Genomic DNA, 20,623 nt, shown 5'->3' with positions numbered 1-20,623 from the left:
GGTAATACTAAGTTACTGACCTGCGTTATAACTCTTTTGCACAATGCTATCAATTGCTTGCACTATTGTTCCATTTTTTTAAACGAATTATAAAGTATGGCAAACTATGCCTAACTTGTTATAAAATAAGCCTTTTATGAATGAGAAGAACCTGGTATCGCCTTTTAACCTTAGCGGTGAAAAAGAGCTGCGGACGCTGGTAGAGAACCGTAAAGCTTATACCTTAAATCACTGCGAACTTAATATTTACGAAACTTACGAACGCAGCGAACTGGTGCCCCTCACCTTTAACGATCTGGTAATTACAAGTATGTTAAGAGGCAAAAAGGTAATGCATTTGTTTGATAAGCCAGGCTTTGATTATTTACCGGGCGAAACCGTTATTGTACCGCCAAACGTAACCATGACCATTGATTTTCCCGAGGCATCAGAAACAAATCCTTCGCAGTGTACGGCATTGGCCATCAACCAGCAGGAAATTTGCAGTACCCTTGATTTTTTAAACGAGAACTATCCGCGGGCCAATAATGAGCTTTGGCAGCTTAACTATCAGCAGTTCCATTTTTTTAATAATTATGAGCTGGCCCAGTTGATCAACAAGCTCATCAGCATTAGCACCGGTGATGTTTTAACCAAAGATGTGCTGGCCAATTTAACACTGAAAGAATTACTGATCCGTATTATGCAAATGCAAAACCTGCATATGATTAAAGATAATTTGAACCAGCTATCGGCAGGCAACCGCTTTGCCTATATTCTCCAATATATTAAGGCTCACTTAACCGAAAAACTAAACATTGATACGCTAAGCCAGATGGCTTATATGAGCAAGGCCAGCTTTTTCAGGGCGTTTAAATGTGAGCTTGGTGTTTCGCCGGTTGATTATATTATTAAGGAGCGGATACAACTGGCCAAGCAATTTTTGCAAAGCCCGTATTGCAGTATTGCCGATGCCTGTTTTAAATCGGGCTTTAACAACCAGCATTATTTTAGCCGTGCCTTCCGCAAAATTGAGGGTACTACGCCAAGTATCTACAAGGCCCGAATCATAAAGATTTTTAATTGATGTGTCAGCGGTTAATTGCCTATAAATGATTTTACTGCTGTAACAATAGTATCGGGGGCAGTTATATGCGGAAAGTGCCCTTTGGAGTTTAAAAACTTTAATTTACTGCCTTTAATATTTTCATGCAGGTAATAAGCTACTTCTTCAGGTACGGCAATATCGTCCCAGGCATGCAGTAAAAGTACTTCCTTATTCAATTGACGTAGCTCTTCACGTACATCCGATTCAAAAATAACTCTGATCACAGATAACGCTATATCCGGCCTGATGGCGGAGAGCGAATAGGTAAAGTGTTCCACAAGTTCCGGCATTTCAGGACTGTTCATTACCATATCTGAAAAGCCGGTGGCCCAGGTGAAATAATTGGCATTCATGGTTGCATACATATCACTCAGCACGGCCTGGTTAAAGCCACCTGTATAACTGTTAACAGAATCATCAAGGTAGCGTGGCGAAGCACCAATAAATACCAGTTTTGAAAAATGCCGCGGGTTTTTGATTGCGGCCAGGGTAACTATCATTGAACTTACCGAGTGTGCCACTACAATGGCATCAGTAACATCTATATCGGCCAGTATAGTTAGCAGGTCATCAGCATAAGTGCTCAGCCTGTTATATTTTATGGGGTTGTAGTGATCCGGATCGGTATTTTCTGAGCCTGCATAATCAAATAGTATAAGCCGGTAATTATCCTTAAAATCATCTTTTACCCAGTTCCATACAGTTTGATTAGTGCCAAAACCATTTGCAAATATCAAAGTTTTGCCGGCGTTAACATTGCCCTCAATTGATACGTTATGTTTTTGTTGAATGATAGGGTTCATGCTGCTAAAATTATAGCCCATAATAAAATTAATAATTTATATAAAGAAAAAATTTCGGAAAAGGAAAATGAACAATACGGATAAACCACGCTATAATGAGGTTGTATCTCACTGACCGAAAACGTACGGTTTATGTATCGGAACAGAACATGTGTTGCTTGTATTTTATTGTAAGTATTTATTTATCAATTAATTGTAAGCATGGCATTTGCTTTGATGCTATATGTTGCAAGCAGGGAGGTAAGCATGAAACACCATAAACAATTAGAGCGGCGCACGTTTACACAAGACCGTTTCGATATACTGATCAAGCGCCAAAAAAGCGGAAAGGCAACCTTTAACGAACTCACCGAACTTGATGAAATTGTAAATCGCGACCCTGCCATCCGCGAAAGTATTTTAGAAGAAATGCAAGCCGTTAATGAGCCTCCCGACCTTCAAAAGCCGGATGATACCTTAATTACTCCATCAATAAAAAATTTAACCCTGCTTGATAAGATTACTGCCTTTATTAACCGCTTATTTATGGCTACAGGTATTACCGGTTTAAACCGCGCAATGGTTAGTTAATTATTATATTATTTAATAATTACCATTGTTATTTCGTGTAAGCTTTTTTAACCCCTTATAATCATTATTTTTGGTGTGTTCACGTATCCAACACAGCAATAACCAATGAGGGAAATTTTTTCACGGGCCGGAGAATATCTACTTAAACTAAAAAATACCGACACTGCAGAATTGAGCAACCCCGTTCAGTTTGATGAGTACACCATCGTTTTTATCCCCGAAGGAAAAGGAACTTACCATGCCGATTTTGGTGTGTTTAATTACGTTGGCCCGGTTATGCTTTTCTCAACCCCACTACAGGTTATATATATTGAGCAGCATGAACCCACACCAATAACCATGCTGCAGTTTCATTCTGATTTTTATTGTATTGAATACCACAGGGCCGAAGTGGCCTGCAATGGTTTGTTGTTCAATAATATTTACATACAGCCATGTGTTAAATTAAGTTGTACTGATACTGAGGTATTCGCACACCTTTTGAGTGATATACATAACGAGTTTAACCAGGCATCGCCGTCAGAAATTGTATTGCGCGCATATCTTCAGCTTTTTTTAGCCAAATCAAGCAGTGTTAAAATAAAACTGATTGAAGAGCCTACAGGACTTAAGGAAAAAGACGAACAGATGGAGCAATTCAGGCAGCTTTTAGATCAGCATTTCCTTACCCTGCACAAACCCAATGATTATGCACAGTTGCTGGCCATGTCGCCTAATAATTTCACTAAGCGGTGTACCCGTTACTTCAAAAAAACGCCATCGCAGCTTATACAGGAACGGCTAATACTCGAAGCTAAAAAGCGGCTCCATTTAACCCGGCAAAGCATTAAGGAAATAGCCTATGCATTGAAGTTTCAGGATGAGTTTTACTTTAGCCGGTTCTTTAAGAAAGTAACCAAGGTATCACCACAAACCTTTCGCGATAAAACAGGCATATCCATCGTGGCAGATTTGTCCAAGGTATAGCCTTTATTGTCCATGGTACAGGATTGAATACCGATATAACTTTGTGTAAGAAATTTATATCATGAAAAATTCAATCATCAATAGCATTGCAAACCTCGACCAATTTGGCAAAAAGGTTATCCGTTTAGGTATAGTAGTCGTATTCTTTTGGATAGGCGCACTTAAATTTTTCACTTACGAAGCCGACGGCATTGTGCCCTTTGTGGCCAACAGTCCGTTCATGTCATTCTTTTATACCCATCCTTCACCAGAATACAAAAAACACATGAATAAAGAAGGCGAGCTTATAGCCGCCAACCACCAATGGAATACCGAAAATAATACTTACGGTTTCTCCAAAGGCTTAGGTGTTTTCCTGGTTACACTTGCAATTTTTGTAGCTTTATATAAAGTAGCACCAATACCCAGTATGATAGCCAGTTTGCTTATCGGTGTAGTTACGTTGGGTACACTATCCTTCCTGATCACTACGCCCGAAAGCTGGGTACCGCATTTAACCGATAGCGACTGGGGTTTTCCATACCTGTCTGGCCGTGGTCGTTTGGTAATTAAAGATCTGGTGATACTTGGCGGTGCCATCATAACCATGAGCGATACCGCACGTGTTTATTTAAGCCGTCAAAAAAATAAATAATTTAAAAAGAACCTTATAATCATAATACAATGAAAACAATACAAGTGCCTGCTAAAGAACAGGTAAGTGCTGAAGCACAAGTTATATTTGATCAGTTTCAAAAACGTATGGGTAAAGTTCCAAACCTGTATGCAACTATTGGTTACTCAGGGAGCGCGTTAAAAGGTTTTGTTGACTTTGAAACCGCCCTTAGCCATGGCGTATTTACCGGGAAAGAAAGAGAAGCTATAGCACTTGTGGTGTCAGAAATAAATGGTTGTGAGTACTGTTTGGCAGGCCACACACTGGCAGCAATAAAAAATGGATTTACAAAAGAGGATACTCTGGCTTTAAGAAGGGGTAAAATAAATGATACCAAGCTTGATGCCATACTGCAGTTGGCTACATCGGTAACCATCAATAAAGGTCATGCAGATGAAAAAGCTTTAGCTGATTTTTATGCCGCCGGTTATAATGAAGCTGCCATAATGGAGCTTATCGGTTTAGTTACCGTGAGGATATTTACTAATTATGTTTACGCGTTAACAGAAATTCCTGTTGATTTCCCATTAGCCGAACCACTGAATTAATTATTGTTATATGTTGAATGAAAAGCAGGACAGCAGCTTGAAAACCCCAGCAGATAGTGATAGGAGGAGTTTTATAAAACAAGCTGTTGCCGCCTGTTTTTTTGTTGTTTTACCCTTTAAAGATATGGTCATGAGCAACCCAACCGGAGTTACCGTTCGTAAAAGTCAATATAGTGTAAAGGAAACTATTAACCGCCTGCAGGCGGCTTTAGAGCAGCACAATATAACCATATATGCCCGTATAGATCAGCAGGCAGAATTGCAAAAGGCAGGGCAGGCTATAGCCCCGCTGGAGTATTTACTGTTTGGCAATCCCAAAGCCGGCGGGCCGGTAATGATCGAAAATCCCATGGCAGCGCTTGATCTGCCCTTAAAGGTTATAGCCTGGCAGGATGAGCATGCGGTAGTGCACATTGCTTATAATGATGCCTCGTATATCAAAAACAGGTATGCTTTATCAACAGGTGTTACAGCTCCGTTAGCTATTGACGAGCTCATCTCTAAATTATTCTCCTGAAAAATTCCCGAGCTGTGAATGCTTGTTTTATTGCGAAGATATAAGCTATCTTGCTCAAAAAATACATACACATGGCCGATTATAAACTGGAAGCAGCAAAAGCTGCATTTAAATTTATTAAAGCAAACCAAACAATAGGCCTGGGGGCCGGTACAACGGTATTTCACCTGGTTGATATGATCAGGCAGGATCAGCATCTGGCGCAGTCTGTTGTTTTAGTATCATCCTCATTTAAAACAAACGCCTACCTGCAGCAGCATGGGCTAAATGTTAAATCATCGGCTGCTGTAAAACACCTGGATATTTATTTTGATGGCTGCGATCAGTTTGATCAGGAACTCAGTGCATTAAAAAGCGGCGGAGGTATCCACACATCAGAAAAAATACTGGCATCAATGGCCGGTGAATTTATTTTAATGGGCGATGAAACCAAGCTGGTTCCCCAATTAAACACAACTTACCCATTGGTGATAGAAATACTGCCACAAGCCTTGCAAATAGTGCTTGAGCGTATCCAGTCCGCGTTTCCGGATGCTGCTATTAAACTCCGCATGAGCAATCAGAAAGATGGCGCCGTTATATCAGAGAACGGTAACCTCCTTGCCGATATTCAGTTTACCACATTGCCCCAATGGCAGCAATTGAATACGCAGGTAAAAATGATTCCCGGTATTGTGGAGCATTCCCTGTTCTACCAAATGGCAACCAGTGCTGTAATTGCCGGTGAAAACGGTATACAGATAATCACACCTGAGCGTACAAAACATTAATTGGCCATACGTAAAACTACGTATGGTAATGCCGTAAATACCGCAGTGTTATTCCGTAGTACCCCTAATTGATTTTTTTATGTCGTCCTGTATTTTTGGATATATAAAAAGGTGCTATATCTCCTGTGGGGGCAGGAGATAAGATAATAAGTTATATATTAGGGATATTAACTTAGAGACAGCCGCTTACAGCAATGTAGCGGCTGTTCTTTTTTTATCGCTTTTTACTGTAAAGGACTGTTTATATTTTATTTAGCTCATTAACAATAGTTTAATGTAAAAATAGATGATTGCTTGCATGTGTTTTGCTAAAAATATTAGTATTTTAGCATCGTATTACAGCAAGCATATGGCAAATCCAGCAGTCCGTCGTTTTATATCGCACCTTGATCTCGATACCTTTTTTGTGAGCGTTGCCCGGCTGGATAACAGTAAGCTGGTGGGTAAGCCTGTAATTGTTGGCGGCCTCAGCGATAGAGGCATAGTAGCCTCCTGCAGTTATGAAACCCGGGCTTTTGGCGTGCATAGCGCCATGCCTATGAAAATAGCACGCAGGCTTTGTCCTGCCGCCGAAATTGTAAGCGGCGACCCCGATCGCTACAGCCGGCTTTCGCGCGATGTTACTGAAATTATCCGCGAGCAGGTGCCCCTGTATGAAAAGGCCAGTATTGATGAGTTTTATGCCGATCTCACCGGTATGGACAGGTATTTTGGCTGCAGCCAGTTCATGAGCGAATTAAAACAACGCATTACTAAACAAACGGGCCTGCCTATATCATATGCTCTGGCTTCCAATAAACTGTTATCAAAAGTGGCTACCAATGAAAGCAAGCCAAACGGGCAGGCGGTAATTGATTTTGGTACGGAGCGCGAATACCTGGCACCACTGGTGGTGAGGAAACTGCCGGGCGTTGGCGAAAAAACCTCATCCCTTTTGCGGCAAATGGGGGTAAGCACCATCCGCATATTAAGTGAGATTCCCCTGCCCATGATGCAGAGCCGCTTTGGTAAGCAAGGTGTTGAAATGCACCGCCGCTCGCATGGTATTGATGAAAGCCCTGTAGTACCTTATTCCGAGCAAAAAAGTATAGGAACCGAAGAAACCTTTGAGAACGATACCATTGATGTGCAGTTTTTGCATCGTGAATTGGTACGGATGACCGAAAAGGTAAGCTTTCAGCTCCGTCAGCAAAAAAAACTGTGCGGCTGCGTAACCATTAAACTGCGTTATGCCGATTTTAATACCGAAGTGAGGCAAACGGTTATAGGCTACACCTCGTCAGACGATATGCTGCTCAAAACCGCCAAAGAGCTTTTTAAAAAAATATATGACCGCCGCCAGCTGGTGCGCCTACTTGGTGTGCGGCTTAGTCACCTGGTACAGGGGCAGTACCAGATAGATCTGTTCAGCGATACGGTTGAAAATATCCGCCTGTACCAGGCTATGGATCATATCAGGAGCAGGTTTGGCGAAAACGCGGTGCACCGTTCCATAGCACAGCAGTTAAATGAGGTAGAAAAGGAGCGTTATGTACGTTAATTGTAAAACCTGGTTCAGCTATCGCTACGGTACGTATAAAACAAAAGAACTGATAGCGCAAGCCAAAGAAATGGGCATAAACGCGCTTGCGCTTACCAATATTAATGGAAACCCCGATGCATGGGATTTTGTTCACTTTTGCAGGGAAGCTGACATTAAGCCCATTTTAGGCTGCGAAATTCATAACAACAATAAGTTTTGTTACCTGCTCATAGCCCGCAATGATGATGGTATAAAACACATGAACCGGTTTATTTCTGAATATAAAATGGCAGATAAACCCTATCCGGACAGACCCGTTATCGATAATAATGTTTTTGTTATTTATCCGCTCGGCAGGCACAAACCTGCAACGCTGTTAAATCATGAGCTGATAGGGGTTAGGCCGAACGAGATTAATCGTTTATTTGGTGCAGGAGTTAAGCAGCATCCTCAAAAATTTGTTATCCGTCAGTCGGTTACCTTTCAAAGTAAAAAATATTTTAATCTGCACCGGTTGCTCAGGGCCATTGATCTGAATACGTTATTATCCAAACTAAGTCCGGATGATGTGGCATCGCCCGATGAAATGTTTGTATCCGAAGTAGCACTCGAAGCTAAATTTGTTGAATTTCCTGAGATCATTAACCGTACCCGGCAATTAATGGAAGCTTGTGGTACCGATATGGTGATCGATCCAAAATCTGATAAAAACAAACAGGTTTGCGGCACCTCGTTAGAAGAAGATCGTTTGAAACTGGAAGAGCTGGCTTTAAAGGGCATGCGTGAGCGATACCCGGATGATCCCGTGATCAAAGAACGAGTACAAAAGGAATTAAAAGTGGTTAATGACCTGAATTTTAATGCCTACTTTTTGATTGTGTGGGATGTAGTGAATTTTGCGCGCAAGAGAGGTTTTTACTATGTTGGCCGGGGAAGCGGTGCTAATTCGATCATCGCTTATAACCTCAAAATAACCGATGTTGATCCTATTAAACTGGATCTGTATTTTGAGCGTTTCCTGAATAAGTTTCGCACTTCGCCGCCCGATTTTGATATGGACTTTAGCCATAAGGACAGGAACGAGATCATCAGTTATATTTTTGAAAAGTATGGTCATGAGCATGTGGCCCTCTTAGGTATGCATGGCACTTTTCAGCGCCGGGCCGCTATTCGAGAACTGGGTAAGGTATTGGGGTTGCCCAAAGAAGAAATTGATACACTGGTTAAAAACCGTAACGCTACGTTTGAGGAAGATAGCATACAAAAGGTGATATTAAAGTACGCTGCCTTAATGAAAGATTTTCCGAACCATCTGAGTATTCACGCGGGTGGTATGCTGATATCAGAAGAGCCCATACACCAGTACACCGCCCTGGAATTGCCACCGAAGGGGTTCCCGACCTCGCAGATAGATATGTTTGGGGCCGAAAGGGTTGGTCTTGTTAAGTTGGATATCCTGAGCCAGCGAGGTTTAGGACATATTAAAGATACCATACAACTGGTTAAACAAAATAAGGGTGTTGATATAGATATATCAAAGGTAGAAGACTTTATGGCCGACCCTAAAGTAGCCGACCAGATACGCCGGGCCGATACCATTGGCTGCTTTTATATTGAAAGCCCTGCCATGCGCCAGTTGCTCATGAAACTCAAATGCGATGAATACATAACTCTGGTAGCGGCCAGTTCTATCATCAGGCCCGGGGTGTCTCAATCGGGTATGATGAAGGCTTATATCTACAACTATCATCACCCCCTTGAGGTGAAATACCTGCACCCCAAGATGGAGGAGCTGCTCAAAGAAACCTTTGGCATTATGGTGTATCAGGAGGATGTGATCAAGATAGCGCACCACTTTGGCGGGCTGGATATGGCCGAGGCCGATATATTACGCAGGGCCATGTCTGGCAAATATCGCGGTAACGAAGAGATGATACGCATTGAGGACAAGTTTTTCAGCAACTGTGCCGAAAAAGGCTATCCGTACCATATCAGCAGGGAGGTTTGGCGGCAGATAGCCAGCTTTAGCGGGTATTCGTTTAGTAAGGCCCATTCGGCCAGTTTCGCGGTGGAGAGTTACCAAAGCCTTTACCTTAAAACCTATTTCCCCATGGAGTTTATGGTGGGCGTTATCAATAACTTTGGTGGTTTTTACCGTACCCCGTTTTACTTTCATGAGTTAAGAAAAGCAGGGGCCAGGCTGCACGCCCCCTGCGTAAATCAAAGCGATACCTACACCAATATTATGGGCGTTGACGTGTATGTGGGCCTGGTACACATTGAAAGGCTAACCAGCAGTTTGCTGGAATGCATTATTACCGAGCGCCTCCATAACGGCCCTTACCTGAGTATGGAAGATTTTATGGAACGTACCCAGCCCGGTATGGAGCAGCTGAATGTGCTGATCCGCATTGGTGCGCTACGTTTTACAGGTGTAGGCAAACAGGAACTGTTATGGCGAGCCAATTTTTTTCAGAAACAGCAGCAGGAACAGCCGGTTACTATAACCTCCCTTTTTAACGAACCTGCAACAGACTTTAAATTACCACAGTTAAGTGCAAGGCCTCTGCAGGATGCCTTTGATGAAATAGAGATACTGGGTTTTGCACTTACCGATACCTTCCCGATGGTTGATGATGACCAGCAGGGGCTTACCTATGTGAAGGATCTGCCTGCAAAACTGGGGCAAACAGTAACTATGCTTGGCCAGTTGGTGACCATTAAAGAATCGGGCACTATAAAGCGTGAGATCATGAACTTCGGCACTTTTCTTGACCCTCACGGTGATTGGCTGGATACCGTACACTGGCCCGAATCATTAAAACGCTATACCTTTCAGGGCAGCGGCTTTTACCGGCTTACCGGTAAGGTAGTTGCCGAGTTTGATGTATATGCTGTTGAAGTATGGGAAATGCACAAAATAGGTTTCAAGGCCGAAATGCTGCAATGGGTATAATTGGCTATGTGTATTTTATAAAAATTCAGTTAGTTTTATAATTCAATCATTAACCAATATTTATAACCATAACCATGATCATTTGCACAGGTGCCCGAAAAATTGTCGCGCTGTTTATTGTAGTTTGTAGTCTCTGTTTCAATTTTTACCAGAGCAAAGCACAAAACACCAAACCTAAATTTAAGGTGATAGCCTTTTATACCGGCCGTGAAGATAAGGCGCATATCAGCTTTATGCACGAGGCCAACAAGTGGTTCCCGGCCATGGGCAAAAAATATAATTTCACTTACGATTCTACCAAAAACTGGAATGATATGACACCGGAGTTGCTATCCAAATACCAGGTGGTCATATTTTTAGATACCCGACCCGATGAACCCGCTCAAAGAGCCGCGTTTGAGCAATACATGAAAAAAGGCGGTGGGTGGATGGGGTTCCACTTCTCGGCTTTTGCGCTTACCCCTTCGGCTTATCCGCAAAACTGGGATTGGTATCATAATGAATTTTTGGGCTCGGGGCAGTATAAAAGTAATACCTGGCACCCTACATCAGCAATTTTGAGGGTTGAGGATGCTAAACACCCCGTAACCAAAGGTTTGCCCGTAACTTTTAAGGCATCGCCAAATGAATGGTACCGCTGGGAGAATGACCTGCGTACTAACCCTAATATTAAAATACTATTGTCAATTGATTCAACCAGTTTTCCACTGGGTACCGGCCCCAAACAAAGTGAGATCTGGCATAGCGGCTATTACCCGGTGGTATGGACTAACAAAAACTACCGTATGGTTTATTTTAATATGGGCCATAACGATATGGACTACGATGGCGGAACCAATAAGGAGCTTTCGCAAACATTTGGTAACGAAGTTCAGGATAAGCTGATCATGAACACGTTATTATGGCTGGGAACGGGTAAAAAATAAGGTTTCGGCTTTTTCTTCGTGCTGTCATTTTTTTCAAAAATTAGTGCCATTGGTGAGCATGTATTAGCTACACTTTTACCTTTGGTAATTACGGCTCATCTATGAAGAAATTAAAAGAATTGTTTAACCGTGTAAAAGAATCGGAAGCTACCGGTAATGCGGATATAACAGGTTTGCTTTGGCAACTGATCTGCTACTCACCAAAATTTCCGCTAAGGTTGCAACAGCAGCAATTGCTGGATGAGGCCACGCCTTTTACCCTGGAAGTTGATGATCCGCATTTAGCCGTTCAGTATTAAAATTTAATGGTTTTAAATGGGGCGGAGGCAAGCGTAAAGTGATGATCACCCACGGCTGGGGCTCTAAGGCAGCCGACTTTGCCGATCTGATCACAACCTTGAGAACGATTGACGATATGCAGATTATCGCATTTGATGCGCCGGGTAATGGCAGCTCTGAAAGCGAATTATCAAACCTGCTGCTTTTTACCAAAGCCGCGCAAGCTGTTATCAATACCCATGGCACCCCTGATGTATTGATAGGGCATTCATTGGGTGCTATGGCCAATATTATGGCTATTAACGAAACAGGAGTTAAACCCTCCTTGCAAATAAGCATAGCTCCGCTGGTAAGGTTAAAGGAAAACTTTATTGCCACCATGACCTCCGCCGGTGCATCGCAGGCCGCGCAGGATAGTTTCTTTAAAGATTTTGAAACGTTGTTTGAAGTGCATGCATCCGATTTTAATCTTTATGATCTGTACGTTGCTCATGACGATATAAAACACTGGCTGGCTTATGATCGCGAAGATAAAATAGCGCCTTATACTTACTTGCAGGAGTTTTTAAACGCCGAGCCCGCAATACAAACACAGGAATATGAAAGTGTTGGCCATGAACGTATAATTAAAGATGCAGGGCTTATTGAGCAGGTGGTGGAGTTGGTAAAGGCAACGGATTTATAAACAAGATCAAGGTGTCATGCTGAGCTTGTCGAAGCATGGTGGGCAAAGGCCTCTACGCACGATCCTTCGACAAGCTCAGGATGACAGGCCCGCTATTCGGCTACAACGAGTCATAAATTCTAATCTTGCTTTTGCTCATAATAAAATTCGAATAACCCAATAGGGTTCAGGTTATTCATAACATTATCCGTATATTCTATTCACACCACCTCATTCTGTACCCCTGAATAATATTTGAGCTCTATAAGATCATGAGGCAGAGTTTTGGTATTCCAGGCTTGGTGAATAGCAAGGGCCGTACCTACGGCTGTAGCCTGGGCCATTGAAGCGGCATACACCTCCAGGTAAGGGAATGCGAAAGCCAGCAGGTGCATAAATACGGTGTTTTTGCTGAATCCGCCATCAACAAATATGCGTTGTATCTTACAGCCCCGCAGTACATATCCTGTTGATATCACTTGTTGCTGTACAATATCTATCATCAATTGATGGTATGCTTCGGTATCGGTAGCGAAGTCGGCCAGGTTACGTTGTTCAAAAACAGATTGCTGTAGAGATCCTTCCTGCTGTTTGGGTTGAAACGTTGTTTGCGCCTGTAATCTGGCTGCTATAGCCGGATCAAAATTAATGATACGATACCTGATCGGGTCCTGGTTAAAATGGGCGCCAATACGTTTTATCTGCTGCTCATATTCATACCCTGTAAATAACCTCGATGCCTTAACCGTGTTGCCTTTATACTGCAAATAGTTCAGGCAATCATTTTTCAACTCCTCTTCAGTAAGCGGGTTTTGATTAAATGGGTTCAGGCTGATTGACCATGTACCTGTTGATATCAGCACAAAGGGCATATTGAAACTCACCAAATAGGGTATAAGCGCCGCCGAACTATCATGCAGACCAATACCAACACTATAAGTACTCCCAGGAAACACCGAAGGCAGCACACTATCTGCGGCTTTCAGTGGTGCCATTTTAGGCAGTATACCCTCCTGGGTTAGCCAGTCATGATAAGTGTTACGGTTAAAATTCCACAGTGCTGTATGGCAGCCTATACTGGTTAGGTCGGTTACCATTTGGCCGGTAAGCAGGTAGCTCATGTACTGCGGCAAATGAAGCGCGTATTTTATTTTTTTGAACACCTTGGGCTGCTGGTGTTTTAGCCGGTAAAGCTGCAGCCCCGAGTTAAGGTTGCCCAAAGTGGGCGAGGCAGTTTCATGCGCAAACCGGGCTTCGTCGCCGTAGGTTTCATAAAACTGCTTGCCTAACTCAGGTGGATATGGTTTAAGGTAATTATACAATGGTGTTAGCGGCCTGCCCTCCTCGTCAACATAAACAAAGCTGGCACCATAGGTTGAAAAGTTAACCGCTTTAAGGTTAAACTCTTTATGTTTAAATATTTCCCTCAGCGAATCAAACACCGACAGCCGGAGGCTGTCGAGGTTTTCACAAGGGTCGCCGTCCTCGTCATGGGTTTCTGTAAAGCGTGCTGTCCGTTCGAAAACTATTTTGTAGTTCTCATCAAAAAGAAACAACTTCTTGTTGGTTTTACCCACATCAAAAATAGCTATAACAGGTATTTGCTCCATAGTTTATAAGCCGGTTGATACTGCCAGCGCTCCACGTTCATCAATCAATTGTTGGCGTATGGCTTGTTGCCTGTATACTGCCAATGGGTCTAATGCACCGCCATTTCTTAAACGGGCCTCGGCCAGCAACGGGCGAACATCTGTGCGGTAAGCTTCCTGTAAAATTTCCTGTGCCAGCACCACATCATTGTTTTGCTGTGCCTGTACCAAAGCAGGCTGATCAACCAATAATGCCTGCGCGTAAGCTATTTTAATGGCTTCTACCGATTGTATCAGATCTTCAACAGGGTCTTTGACGTTGTGCGATGCATCAATCATCCAGCCTATGCCGGTAGCATGGTTAAGGCCACGGGCATCCATGCCTTCAACCAGTTCGTTAAATATCAGGAATAACTGGTATGGGTTGATGCTGCCAACGGTAAGATCGTCATCACCGTATTTTGAATCGTTAAAGTGGAAACCGGCAAGTTTACCTTCCATCAATAATAAAGAAACAATCTGCTCGATGTTGGCACCTTGTAAATGGTGACCCAGATCAACCAGGGTTTGTGCCTTATTACCTAATTTGGATGCTAACAGGTATGATTGGCCCCAATCGCCTATGGTGGTAGAGTAGAAGTTTGGCTCATAAGGTTTATACTCGATCCATACCTTCCAGTCTGCAGGCAGGGCATCGTAAATTTCCTGTAAGCTCTCCAGCGTACGCTCAAACGCGCCGCGCATGTTAAGCTGACCGGGGAAGTTTGATCCGTCGGAAAGCCAAACAGATAAGGCTTTTGAGTTGAGTTCCACACCGTAATTAATCACCTCAATGTTGTGTTCAACCGCTTGCCTGCGCACAGCTTTATCTACATGGTGTAATGAACCATGTTTGTAGCTATGCTGCTGACCAGGCTGATCCTGGAAAGTGTTAGAGTTAACGGCATCAAAATGCAAACCATGCTGTGCTGCCAGCGCTTTAATAGCCGAAGCGTTTTCAGGAATATCCCAGGGAATGTGCAGCGAAATAGAGTTACTGCTTCTGTTTAAAGCATGAATCAGACCCACATCCTCAATTTTTTCTTCAAGGCTGCGTGGTTCGCCACCGCCGCTAAAGCGGCCAAAACGTGTACCCCCGGTGCCTAAGGCCCAGCTGGGTATGGCAATATTAAAATCGGATATTTTTTGAATAATGGTATCCAAACCTTTTATATCGGCAGCAATAAAATCAAACTTGCGCTGGTGCGCGGTTTGAAGTTTATGGTTAGCCTCATCAATAATGCTCTTCTCTAATTGCATGGTTAGTATGGTTAGGCCCCACCCAAACCCTCCCCTGAGGGAGAGGGCTTAAAAAGGACAGTTTAACTCTTTCTTTTTATTCTTTCTTAATATAGTTCAAAATTTGTCATTGCGAGGAGGAACAACGAAGCAATCGCAAACTTTGCAGTCTCAACATATATAGTTCGCGATTGCCACGTTTCGCTCACAATGACAAAGTGGGTCTTTGATCCTTTGTCTTAAAGTCCTTTGTCCCAAAGTCCAAAAATCCCCAAGTCCAAAAGTTCCCTCAAACGGATTATCTTACAAACGCCATCGCGACACCGCCATCAACATTCAGCACGTTACCGGTTGATTTGTTGAGCAGGCCGCCAGTTAAGGCGAAGCATGCATTAGCGATATCCGCAGGTAAAATGATCTCGTTCAGTAAAGTACGTTTGGCATAGTATGCAGGCAATTCTGCCACTGTAATGCCATAAGCTTTAGCGCGACCTTCGGCCCATCCGCCGGCCCAAATATTGCTATCGCTAATCACTGCATCAGGGTTTACCACGTTTACGCGAATATGGTCGACACCTAATTCAGCAGCGTTTAGGCGGCTCAGGTGCAGTTGTGCAGCTTTTGCCGATCCGTAGCCCGCGTTGTTTGGCCCGCTTACCAAAGCGTTCTTGCTTACTATATTGATAACATCGCCACCGATAGCTTGTTTTTTCATAACTGCAACGGCTGCCTGTGTAATAAAGAACTGGCCCTTAACCAATACATCATACAGCAAGTCCCAGTCCTTTTCGGTATGGTCGGCAATTGATTTGGATATAGAAAGGCCCGCGTTGTTGATGACGATATCAACACCACCAAATGCTAAAGCGGCTATTTCCAGCGCGCTGTTAATCTGGTCGCTGTTGGTAACATCAAGCAGAGCGGTAGTGTAGGCGTCTTTACCGTATTGAGCTTTAAATTCCTCGCCGGCACTTTCCAGACGCTCGGCATTCATATCGTTAAGGATCACTACGGCTCCTTCGTCAACAAACTTTTTGGCGATGGCTTTACCTATACCACCCGCGCTGCCGGTGATTAAAGCAATTTTGCCCGATAAAGCTTTCGGTTTAGGCATACGCTGAAGTTTAGCTTCTTCCAGTAGCCAATACTCGATATCAAAAGCTTCCTGGCGAGGCAACGATGTATACTCAGATATAGCCTCTGAGCCTTTCATTACATTGATGGCGTTGGTATAAAACTCGGCTGCAACGCGTGCGGTTTGTTTGTCTTTTGAAAAGGAGAACAAGCCCACACCCGGATACAAAATGATTACCGGGTTGGTATCGCGTATGGCCGGGCTGTTATCATGTTTGCAGGTATTGTAATAATCAGTATACATTTGGCGGTAAGCAGCAAAGGCAGGGGCAAGACGATCCTGCAAAGCTTTCACATCGCTCAGGTCCTCACTCGGTTGCAAATCAAGTACCAGTGGACTGATCTTAGTGCGCAAAAAGTGGTCAGGGCAGCTGGTACCCAAAGGTGCCAAACGGTCAAGGTCATTGGAGTTGATGAACTCCAATACACGGGCATCATCAGTAAAATGACCAACCATGTGTCTTTCGCTTGAGCAAAAGCCACGCAGAACAGGGGCAATGGCAGCAGCCTGTTTTTTACGACCGGCCTCATCTAAACTTTGAACTTTCTGACCGCCGAAAACAGGGCCTTTTTTGCCGTAGTTTTCTTCCAGGTATTCGGCACAACGCTCAATAACTTCAAGCGTGTTCATATAGCTTTCGTAAGCAGTATCGCCCCAGGTAAATAACCCGTGCGAGCCTAACATAATACCACGAATGCCTGGGTTTTCATCAAGGCATTGCTTTAGTTGAAGGCCCAGTTCAAAACCCGGTTTTTTCCATTCAACCCAGCCAATGGTTCCGTTAAAGAGTTCTTGGGTGATTTTTTTACCATCCTTAGCGGCAGCAATAGCAATAGCAGCATCAGGGTGCAGGTGATCGATATGTTTAAATGGCAAAAAGCCGTGCAATGGAGTATCTATTGATGGCGCTTTTGAGGCCAGGTCATAAATACAATGGTTAAACAATTCAACCATTTCGTCTTCATGCTCCACGCCGCGGTATACGTTCTTTAAACTGCGCAGTCTGTCAACATAAAGTGCAGCCAGTCCGCTTTTTTTAAGGGTGCCAATATCACCTCCGGAGCCCTTGATCCACATAACCTCAACCTCGCTGCCTGTAAGCGGGTCTTTGGATATTACCTTACATGATGTATTGCCCCCGCCATAGTTGGTAAGCCTTAAATCGGCACCCAACAGGTTTGAACGGTATATTAACAGGGCTACTTCGTCGCCTGCAAGTTCGGCTGCTTTGGCATCGTCCCACAGGTAGCTTACATGTTTAAATGATGTTGTTTTGACAGACATATATTTTAATGTTGAATTACTGAGTTATTGATTGAATTATTTTATTGATCTATTTAAGTGAGTTTCCATATCCTACCACCAGTACCGAAAGGGTAATTACCGCGATGCCGGCTATTATGGTGGCCAAGGTTTTTTTGCTTACACCTTTCCATTCTTTTAACACTAAACCCCATGTGTTAGCTATCAGAATAATAAAGGCCATGTGCAGTATCCAGGAGCTTGCCCCGTTGCCCATTTTACTTTCGCCCATACCGTAAAAAAAGAACTGTAAGAACCAGGTAGTACCCGCCAATGCTGCAAACAGATAGTTTTTAAGCAAGGGCGTTTTTTTGTCGGTATAATTACTAAACGTTTTGTTGCGTGCATTTAGCACCATGCACCATATAAAGTTGGTGGTGAGGCCGCCCCAAAGTATAATAACATAGGTTACATTGTTTTGGTACAGGAAATTGCCCTGCCCCGGATGGCTTGCCTGCCAAATATGGTTAGCAGTATCGGCCATTGATTTACCGGCTTCTATACCGAAATTAAAACAGGCACTTAATATACCCGATATCACGGCTACGAGGATGCCCAGTCCAAATTTGTAATCCTTGTTTTCCTGGGCTATGGTTTTGTCTGCCGAAAGTTCTTTTTCCTTCATCATGCCCGCTTTACCGCATATCACTATACCGGCCACGCAAAGCAATACGCCCAATAGTACAAATTGTCCCCACTGGTTATGCAGCATAATGCTGATGGTATCCTTACCCACTGTAGGGAAAATATCGTAATAAACAGATGGGATAAGCGAACCAAAAACAGAGCACAAACCCAGTATGATTGTACTGCCGAGAGATACACCCAGATATCTTACACCCAGGCCGTAGGTGAGGCCTCCGACACCCCAAAGTAGGCCCATTACGTATGTCCAACCGAGGGTGGCTGTGTCTGTATGGCTTATAATATCAGCAAAGCCAGGGATGGTTAACCATGCTGCGAGCGGCGGTACAATGAACCATGAAAAAATGCCGCCAACAATCCAGTAGCTCTCCCAGGCCCAGCCTTTAATTTTTTTGTAGGGAATGTAAAAACTCCCCGAGGCAAAACCGCCAATGAAATGGAAGAGTACTCCTAAAATTACCTGCATACGTTAATTGGTTTAAATTGGTGAAGCTAATCTATAGAATTAAAATACCTGAACTGTCATGTACTGTCATGAAATTGAGGCGACTCACCCCGTCTGCGCTTCGCGCGGCACCCCTCTCTGCTTCGCAAAGAGGAGGATTAAAAATATGTGTTGCGAAGAACAAAACAATAATCCTTCTAAATCTCGCCAAAGGAAGAAACCTAAAACATTTTTAAAGCCCTCCGCTTCGGTGAGGGTTGGTGAGGTTCTCCCTTCCCTCTTTGCGGCGAAGCCGGAGAAAGGGACGACGAGCGCAGCGATGTCAGAGTGAGTAGACACTGTGCTTGTCAAATTAAATCTTTATTTTGGAGCCATATTATATACCATCATGCAAGCATATATATTAGGCATTGATATCGGTACCGGGAGCACCAAGGCGGTGGCCATTACTTTAACAGGAAGCGCCTTAGGCGTAGTTCAAAATCATTATCCTATTAACAGTCCTGAGCCTGGCTACAGCGAGCAGGACCCATTATTAATATGGGATGCATTTGTAAAATGCCTTCAGCAAATTACGGAGAAGATTGGTTACCCGCCCGAAGCTGTTAGCCTGAGCAGTGCCATGCATAGTATTATCCTGGTTGATGAAGCTGGGATGCCGTTATCGCCCATGATAACCTGGGCCGATGCCCGGAGTGAGAACATTGCCCAAGGGCTACGCGATTCGGCACAGGGTGAGGATATTTATCGCGTTACGGGTACGCCGATACATGCCATGTCGCCATTATGCAAGCTCATCTGGCTGCGAACCAATAAGTCAGAGCTATTTGCCCGGACGCATAAATTTATATCGGTGAAGGAGTTTATCTGGTTTAAGCTGTTCAATAGCTTCCAGATAGATTATTCCATTGCCTCGGCAACAGGTTTGTTTGATATTTTAAAACTGGAATGGAGCGCAGAGGCCTGCAGTTTGGCTGGTATTACCGGAGATAAATTATCAAGGCCCGAAAATACCACCTATTACCGTCATGATCTGAACGAGGTTACTGCAACTTTGCTCAGCATCCCTCAAAAGACCAATTTTGTTATCGGCGCCAGCGATGGTTGCTGCGCCAATTTAGGCAGCCACACCACAGGTCCCGGCATTGCCGCCCTTACCATTGGCACCAGTGGTGCTGTACGTATTACCAGCCCCAAACCGGTATATAATTTTGAGGGCATGACCTTTAATTACCTGCTTAACCAAAACACCTTTGTATGCGGCGGTGCTGTAAATAATGGAGGTATAGCCATCAACTGGTTGCTTCAAAATTTTCTGCAAAAAGAAAAGCTTACCGCTGCCGATTATGACGAACTATTTAGCACCATAGAAACAACACCCGCCGGGAGCAATGGCTTGCTGTTTCTGCCCTATTTATATGGAGAAAGGGCACCACTTTGGGATACCAAAAGCAGCGGAGCGTTCCTGAATATTAAACCTGCCCATACACGGGCACATTTTTTAAGGGCTGCGCTGGAAGGCGTTTGCTTTGCCTTATATGATGTACTTAAAACGGTTGAGGATGCATCAACCAGCATTACGCAGGTTAATATCAGCGGTGGCTTTGTAAGTTCGGGTACGTGGACACAGATACTGGCCGATATTACCGGTAAAAAACTGGTAGTGCTGCAACCAGAAGATGCATCGGCACTGGGCGCTATTTATTTAGCTATGCAGGCGCTGCATCCGGAAAGCTATACCGAACTGACTCACGTTACCGGCGAAAAGGTAATTGAACCTAATGGTGAAAATCATGAGCGATACAGTAAATTATTCCTGATGTTTAAAAAACTGTACCGCGACCTGAAAGATTCTATGCACATACTTAATGAGCATGATATTTAATTAATAGTAAGTGTTTTAAATGCAATTGAATTGCGTTTAAAAACTAATCGGGATGTGCAAATTTATAGTAATGTAAGTTAA

Annotated in this window: 18 protein-coding genes; 13 read left to right on the top strand and 5 right to left on the bottom strand. The window is 43.6% G+C overall.

Going from position 1 to position 20,623, the window contains the following annotated elements:
- The first annotated feature begins 136 nt into the window (after window positions 1-136).
- On the top strand, window positions 137-1,066 hold the full coding sequence (locus QWZ01_RS12815; RefSeq protein ID WP_290323734.1) for an AraC family transcriptional regulator: 930 nt from the start codon (window positions 137-139) through the stop codon (window positions 1,064-1,066).
- A gap of 11 nt (window positions 1,067-1,077) precedes the next feature.
- On the opposite strand, the gene QWZ01_RS12810 is transcribed toward QWZ01_RS12815, so the two are convergent.
- Window positions 1,078-1,890 (bottom strand): alpha/beta fold hydrolase, encoded by an 813-nt coding sequence (locus tag QWZ01_RS12810; RefSeq protein WP_290323733.1) that lies wholly within the window; start codon window positions 1,888-1,890, stop codon window positions 1,078-1,080.
- A gap of 201 nt (window positions 1,891-2,091) precedes the next feature.
- On the opposite strand from QWZ01_RS12810, the gene QWZ01_RS12805 reads away from it, so the two are divergent.
- From QWZ01_RS12805 to QWZ01_RS12755, 11 genes are all read left to right on the top strand, one after another.
- Window positions 2,092-2,460 carry a hypothetical protein gene (locus tag QWZ01_RS12805; RefSeq protein ID WP_290323732.1) on the top strand — a complete coding sequence of 123 codons (369 nt, stop codon included), beginning with the start codon at window positions 2,092-2,094 and terminating at the stop codon, window positions 2,458-2,460.
- Between the two features lie 105 nt (window positions 2,461-2,565).
- Window positions 2,566-3,426, top strand: a complete 861-nt coding sequence (locus tag QWZ01_RS12800) for a helix-turn-helix domain-containing protein (RefSeq protein ID WP_290323731.1) — start codon at window positions 2,566-2,568, stop codon at window positions 3,424-3,426.
- Window positions 3,427-3,487: 61 nt separating this feature from the next.
- Entirely contained in the window at window positions 3,488-4,060 is a 573-nt protein-coding gene (locus tag QWZ01_RS12795) for a DUF417 family protein (protein WP_290323730.1), read from the top strand.
- Between the two features lie 29 nt (window positions 4,061-4,089).
- Entirely contained in the window at window positions 4,090-4,629 is a 540-nt protein-coding gene (locus tag QWZ01_RS12790; protein ID WP_290323729.1) for a carboxymuconolactone decarboxylase family protein, read from the top strand.
- Between the two features lie 10 nt (window positions 4,630-4,639).
- Entirely contained in the window at window positions 4,640-5,146 is a 507-nt protein-coding gene (locus tag QWZ01_RS12785; protein WP_290323728.1) for a DUF302 domain-containing protein, read from the top strand.
- 71 nt (window positions 5,147-5,217) lie between these two features.
- Window positions 5,218-5,916, top strand: coding sequence for a ribose 5-phosphate isomerase A (gene rpiA, locus QWZ01_RS12780; RefSeq protein WP_290323727.1), 699 nt, complete (start codon window positions 5,218-5,220; stop codon window positions 5,914-5,916).
- A 349-nt stretch (window positions 5,917-6,265) separates the two neighbouring features.
- Window positions 6,266-7,456 carry a DNA polymerase IV gene (gene dinB / locus QWZ01_RS12775; RefSeq protein ID WP_290323726.1) on the top strand — a complete coding sequence of 397 codons (1,191 nt, stop codon included), beginning with the start codon at window positions 6,266-6,268 and terminating at the stop codon, window positions 7,454-7,456.
- Entirely contained in the window at window positions 7,446-10,394 is a 2,949-nt protein-coding gene (locus tag QWZ01_RS12770; protein WP_290323725.1) for a DNA polymerase III subunit alpha, read from the top strand. Before dinB ends, QWZ01_RS12770 begins: the two co-directional genes overlap by 11 nt.
- Window positions 10,395-10,468: 74 nt before the next feature.
- On the top strand, window positions 10,469-11,320 hold the full coding sequence (locus QWZ01_RS12765) for a ThuA domain-containing protein (RefSeq protein WP_290323724.1): 852 nt from the start codon (window positions 10,469-10,471) through the stop codon (window positions 11,318-11,320).
- Window positions 11,321-11,421: 101 nt separating this feature from the next.
- Window positions 11,422-11,619 carry a hypothetical protein gene (locus tag QWZ01_RS12760; RefSeq protein WP_290323723.1) on the top strand — a complete coding sequence of 66 codons (198 nt, stop codon included), beginning with the start codon at window positions 11,422-11,424 and terminating at the stop codon, window positions 11,617-11,619.
- A 41-nt stretch (window positions 11,620-11,660) separates the two neighbouring features.
- Window positions 11,661-12,284: an alpha/beta hydrolase gene (locus tag QWZ01_RS12755; protein ID WP_290323722.1), complete on the top strand. Its 624-nt coding sequence runs from the start codon at window positions 11,661-11,663 to the stop codon at window positions 12,282-12,284.
- Between the two features lie 200 nt (window positions 12,285-12,484).
- Here the strand turns inward: QWZ01_RS12755 and QWZ01_RS12750 are convergent, their stop codons facing one another.
- The 4 genes from QWZ01_RS12750 to rhaT form a co-directional block, all read right to left on the bottom strand.
- On the bottom strand, window positions 12,485-13,873 hold the full coding sequence (locus QWZ01_RS12750) for an FGGY-family carbohydrate kinase (protein ID WP_290323721.1): 1,389 nt from the start codon (window positions 13,871-13,873) through the stop codon (window positions 12,485-12,487).
- A gap of 3 nt (window positions 13,874-13,876) precedes the next feature.
- Complete coding sequence (locus QWZ01_RS12745; RefSeq protein WP_290323720.1) at window positions 13,877-15,151, bottom strand: sugar isomerase; 1,275 nt, start codon at window positions 15,149-15,151, stop codon at window positions 13,877-13,879.
- Window positions 15,152-15,428: 277 nt separating this feature from the next.
- Window positions 15,429-17,549, bottom strand: coding sequence for a bifunctional aldolase/short-chain dehydrogenase (locus QWZ01_RS12740; protein WP_290323719.1), 2,121 nt, complete (start codon window positions 17,547-17,549; stop codon window positions 15,429-15,431).
- Between the two features lie 49 nt (window positions 17,550-17,598).
- Window positions 17,599-18,678 carry an L-rhamnose/proton symporter RhaT gene (gene rhaT, locus QWZ01_RS12735; RefSeq protein WP_290323718.1) on the bottom strand — a complete coding sequence of 360 codons (1,080 nt, stop codon included), beginning with the start codon at window positions 18,676-18,678 and terminating at the stop codon, window positions 17,599-17,601.
- Between the two features lie 367 nt (window positions 18,679-19,045).
- Here rhaT and QWZ01_RS12730 point away from each other — a divergent pair, with 367 nt between their 5' ends.
- Entirely contained in the window at window positions 19,046-20,542 is a 1,497-nt protein-coding gene (locus QWZ01_RS12730; protein ID WP_290323717.1) for a gluconokinase, read from the top strand.
- Window positions 20,543-20,623: the final 81 nt, after the last annotated feature.

The organism is Mucilaginibacter aquaedulcis (assembly GCF_030409325.1).
GTDB lineage: Bacteria > Bacteroidota > Bacteroidia > Sphingobacteriales > Sphingobacteriaceae > Mucilaginibacter > Mucilaginibacter aquaedulcis.
The sequence above is the reverse complement of the archived record's forward strand: the minus strand, read 5'-3'. Positions and strand labels throughout refer to the sequence as shown.

What these genes read in the sequence shown, in the direction of transcription:
- QWZ01_RS12815 (WP_290323734.1), top strand. Translation starts at nt 137, where the DNA reads ATGAATGAGAAGAACCTGGTATCGCCTTTTAACCTTAGCGGTGAAAAA.
- QWZ01_RS12810 (WP_290323733.1), bottom strand. Translation starts at nt 1,890, where the DNA reads ATGAACCCTATCATTCAACAAAAACATAACGTATCAATTGAGGGCAAT.
- QWZ01_RS12805 (WP_290323732.1), top strand. Translation starts at nt 2,092, where the DNA reads ATGGCATTTGCTTTGATGCTATATGTTGCAAGCAGGGAGGTAAGCATG.
- QWZ01_RS12800 (WP_290323731.1), top strand. Translation starts at nt 2,566, where the DNA reads ATGAGGGAAATTTTTTCACGGGCCGGAGAATATCTACTTAAACTAAAA.
- QWZ01_RS12795 (WP_290323730.1), top strand. Translation starts at nt 3,488, where the DNA reads ATGAAAAATTCAATCATCAATAGCATTGCAAACCTCGACCAATTTGGC.
- QWZ01_RS12790 (WP_290323729.1), top strand. Translation starts at nt 4,090, where the DNA reads ATGAAAACAATACAAGTGCCTGCTAAAGAACAGGTAAGTGCTGAAGCA.
- QWZ01_RS12785 (WP_290323728.1), top strand. Translation starts at nt 4,640, where the DNA reads ATGTTGAATGAAAAGCAGGACAGCAGCTTGAAAACCCCAGCAGATAGT.
- rpiA (WP_290323727.1), top strand. Translation starts at nt 5,218, where the DNA reads ATGGCCGATTATAAACTGGAAGCAGCAAAAGCTGCATTTAAATTTATT.
- dinB (WP_290323726.1), top strand. Translation starts at nt 6,266, where the DNA reads ATGGCAAATCCAGCAGTCCGTCGTTTTATATCGCACCTTGATCTCGAT.
- QWZ01_RS12770 (WP_290323725.1), top strand. Translation starts at nt 7,446, where the DNA reads ATGTACGTTAATTGTAAAACCTGGTTCAGCTATCGCTACGGTACGTAT.
- QWZ01_RS12765 (WP_290323724.1), top strand. Translation starts at nt 10,469, where the DNA reads ATGATCATTTGCACAGGTGCCCGAAAAATTGTCGCGCTGTTTATTGTA.
- QWZ01_RS12760 (WP_290323723.1), top strand. Translation starts at nt 11,422, where the DNA reads ATGAAGAAATTAAAAGAATTGTTTAACCGTGTAAAAGAATCGGAAGCT.
- QWZ01_RS12755 (WP_290323722.1), top strand. Translation starts at nt 11,661, where the DNA reads ATGATCACCCACGGCTGGGGCTCTAAGGCAGCCGACTTTGCCGATCTG.
- QWZ01_RS12750 (WP_290323721.1), bottom strand. Translation starts at nt 13,873, where the DNA reads ATGGAGCAAATACCTGTTATAGCTATTTTTGATGTGGGTAAAACCAAC.
- QWZ01_RS12745 (WP_290323720.1), bottom strand. Translation starts at nt 15,151, where the DNA reads ATGCAATTAGAGAAGAGCATTATTGATGAGGCTAACCATAAACTTCAA.
- QWZ01_RS12740 (WP_290323719.1), bottom strand. Translation starts at nt 17,549, where the DNA reads ATGTCTGTCAAAACAACATCATTTAAACATGTAAGCTACCTGTGGGAC.
- rhaT (WP_290323718.1), bottom strand. Translation starts at nt 18,678, where the DNA reads ATGCAGGTAATTTTAGGAGTACTCTTCCATTTCATTGGCGGTTTTGCC.
- QWZ01_RS12730 (WP_290323717.1), top strand. Translation starts at nt 19,046, where the DNA reads ATGCAAGCATATATATTAGGCATTGATATCGGTACCGGGAGCACCAAG.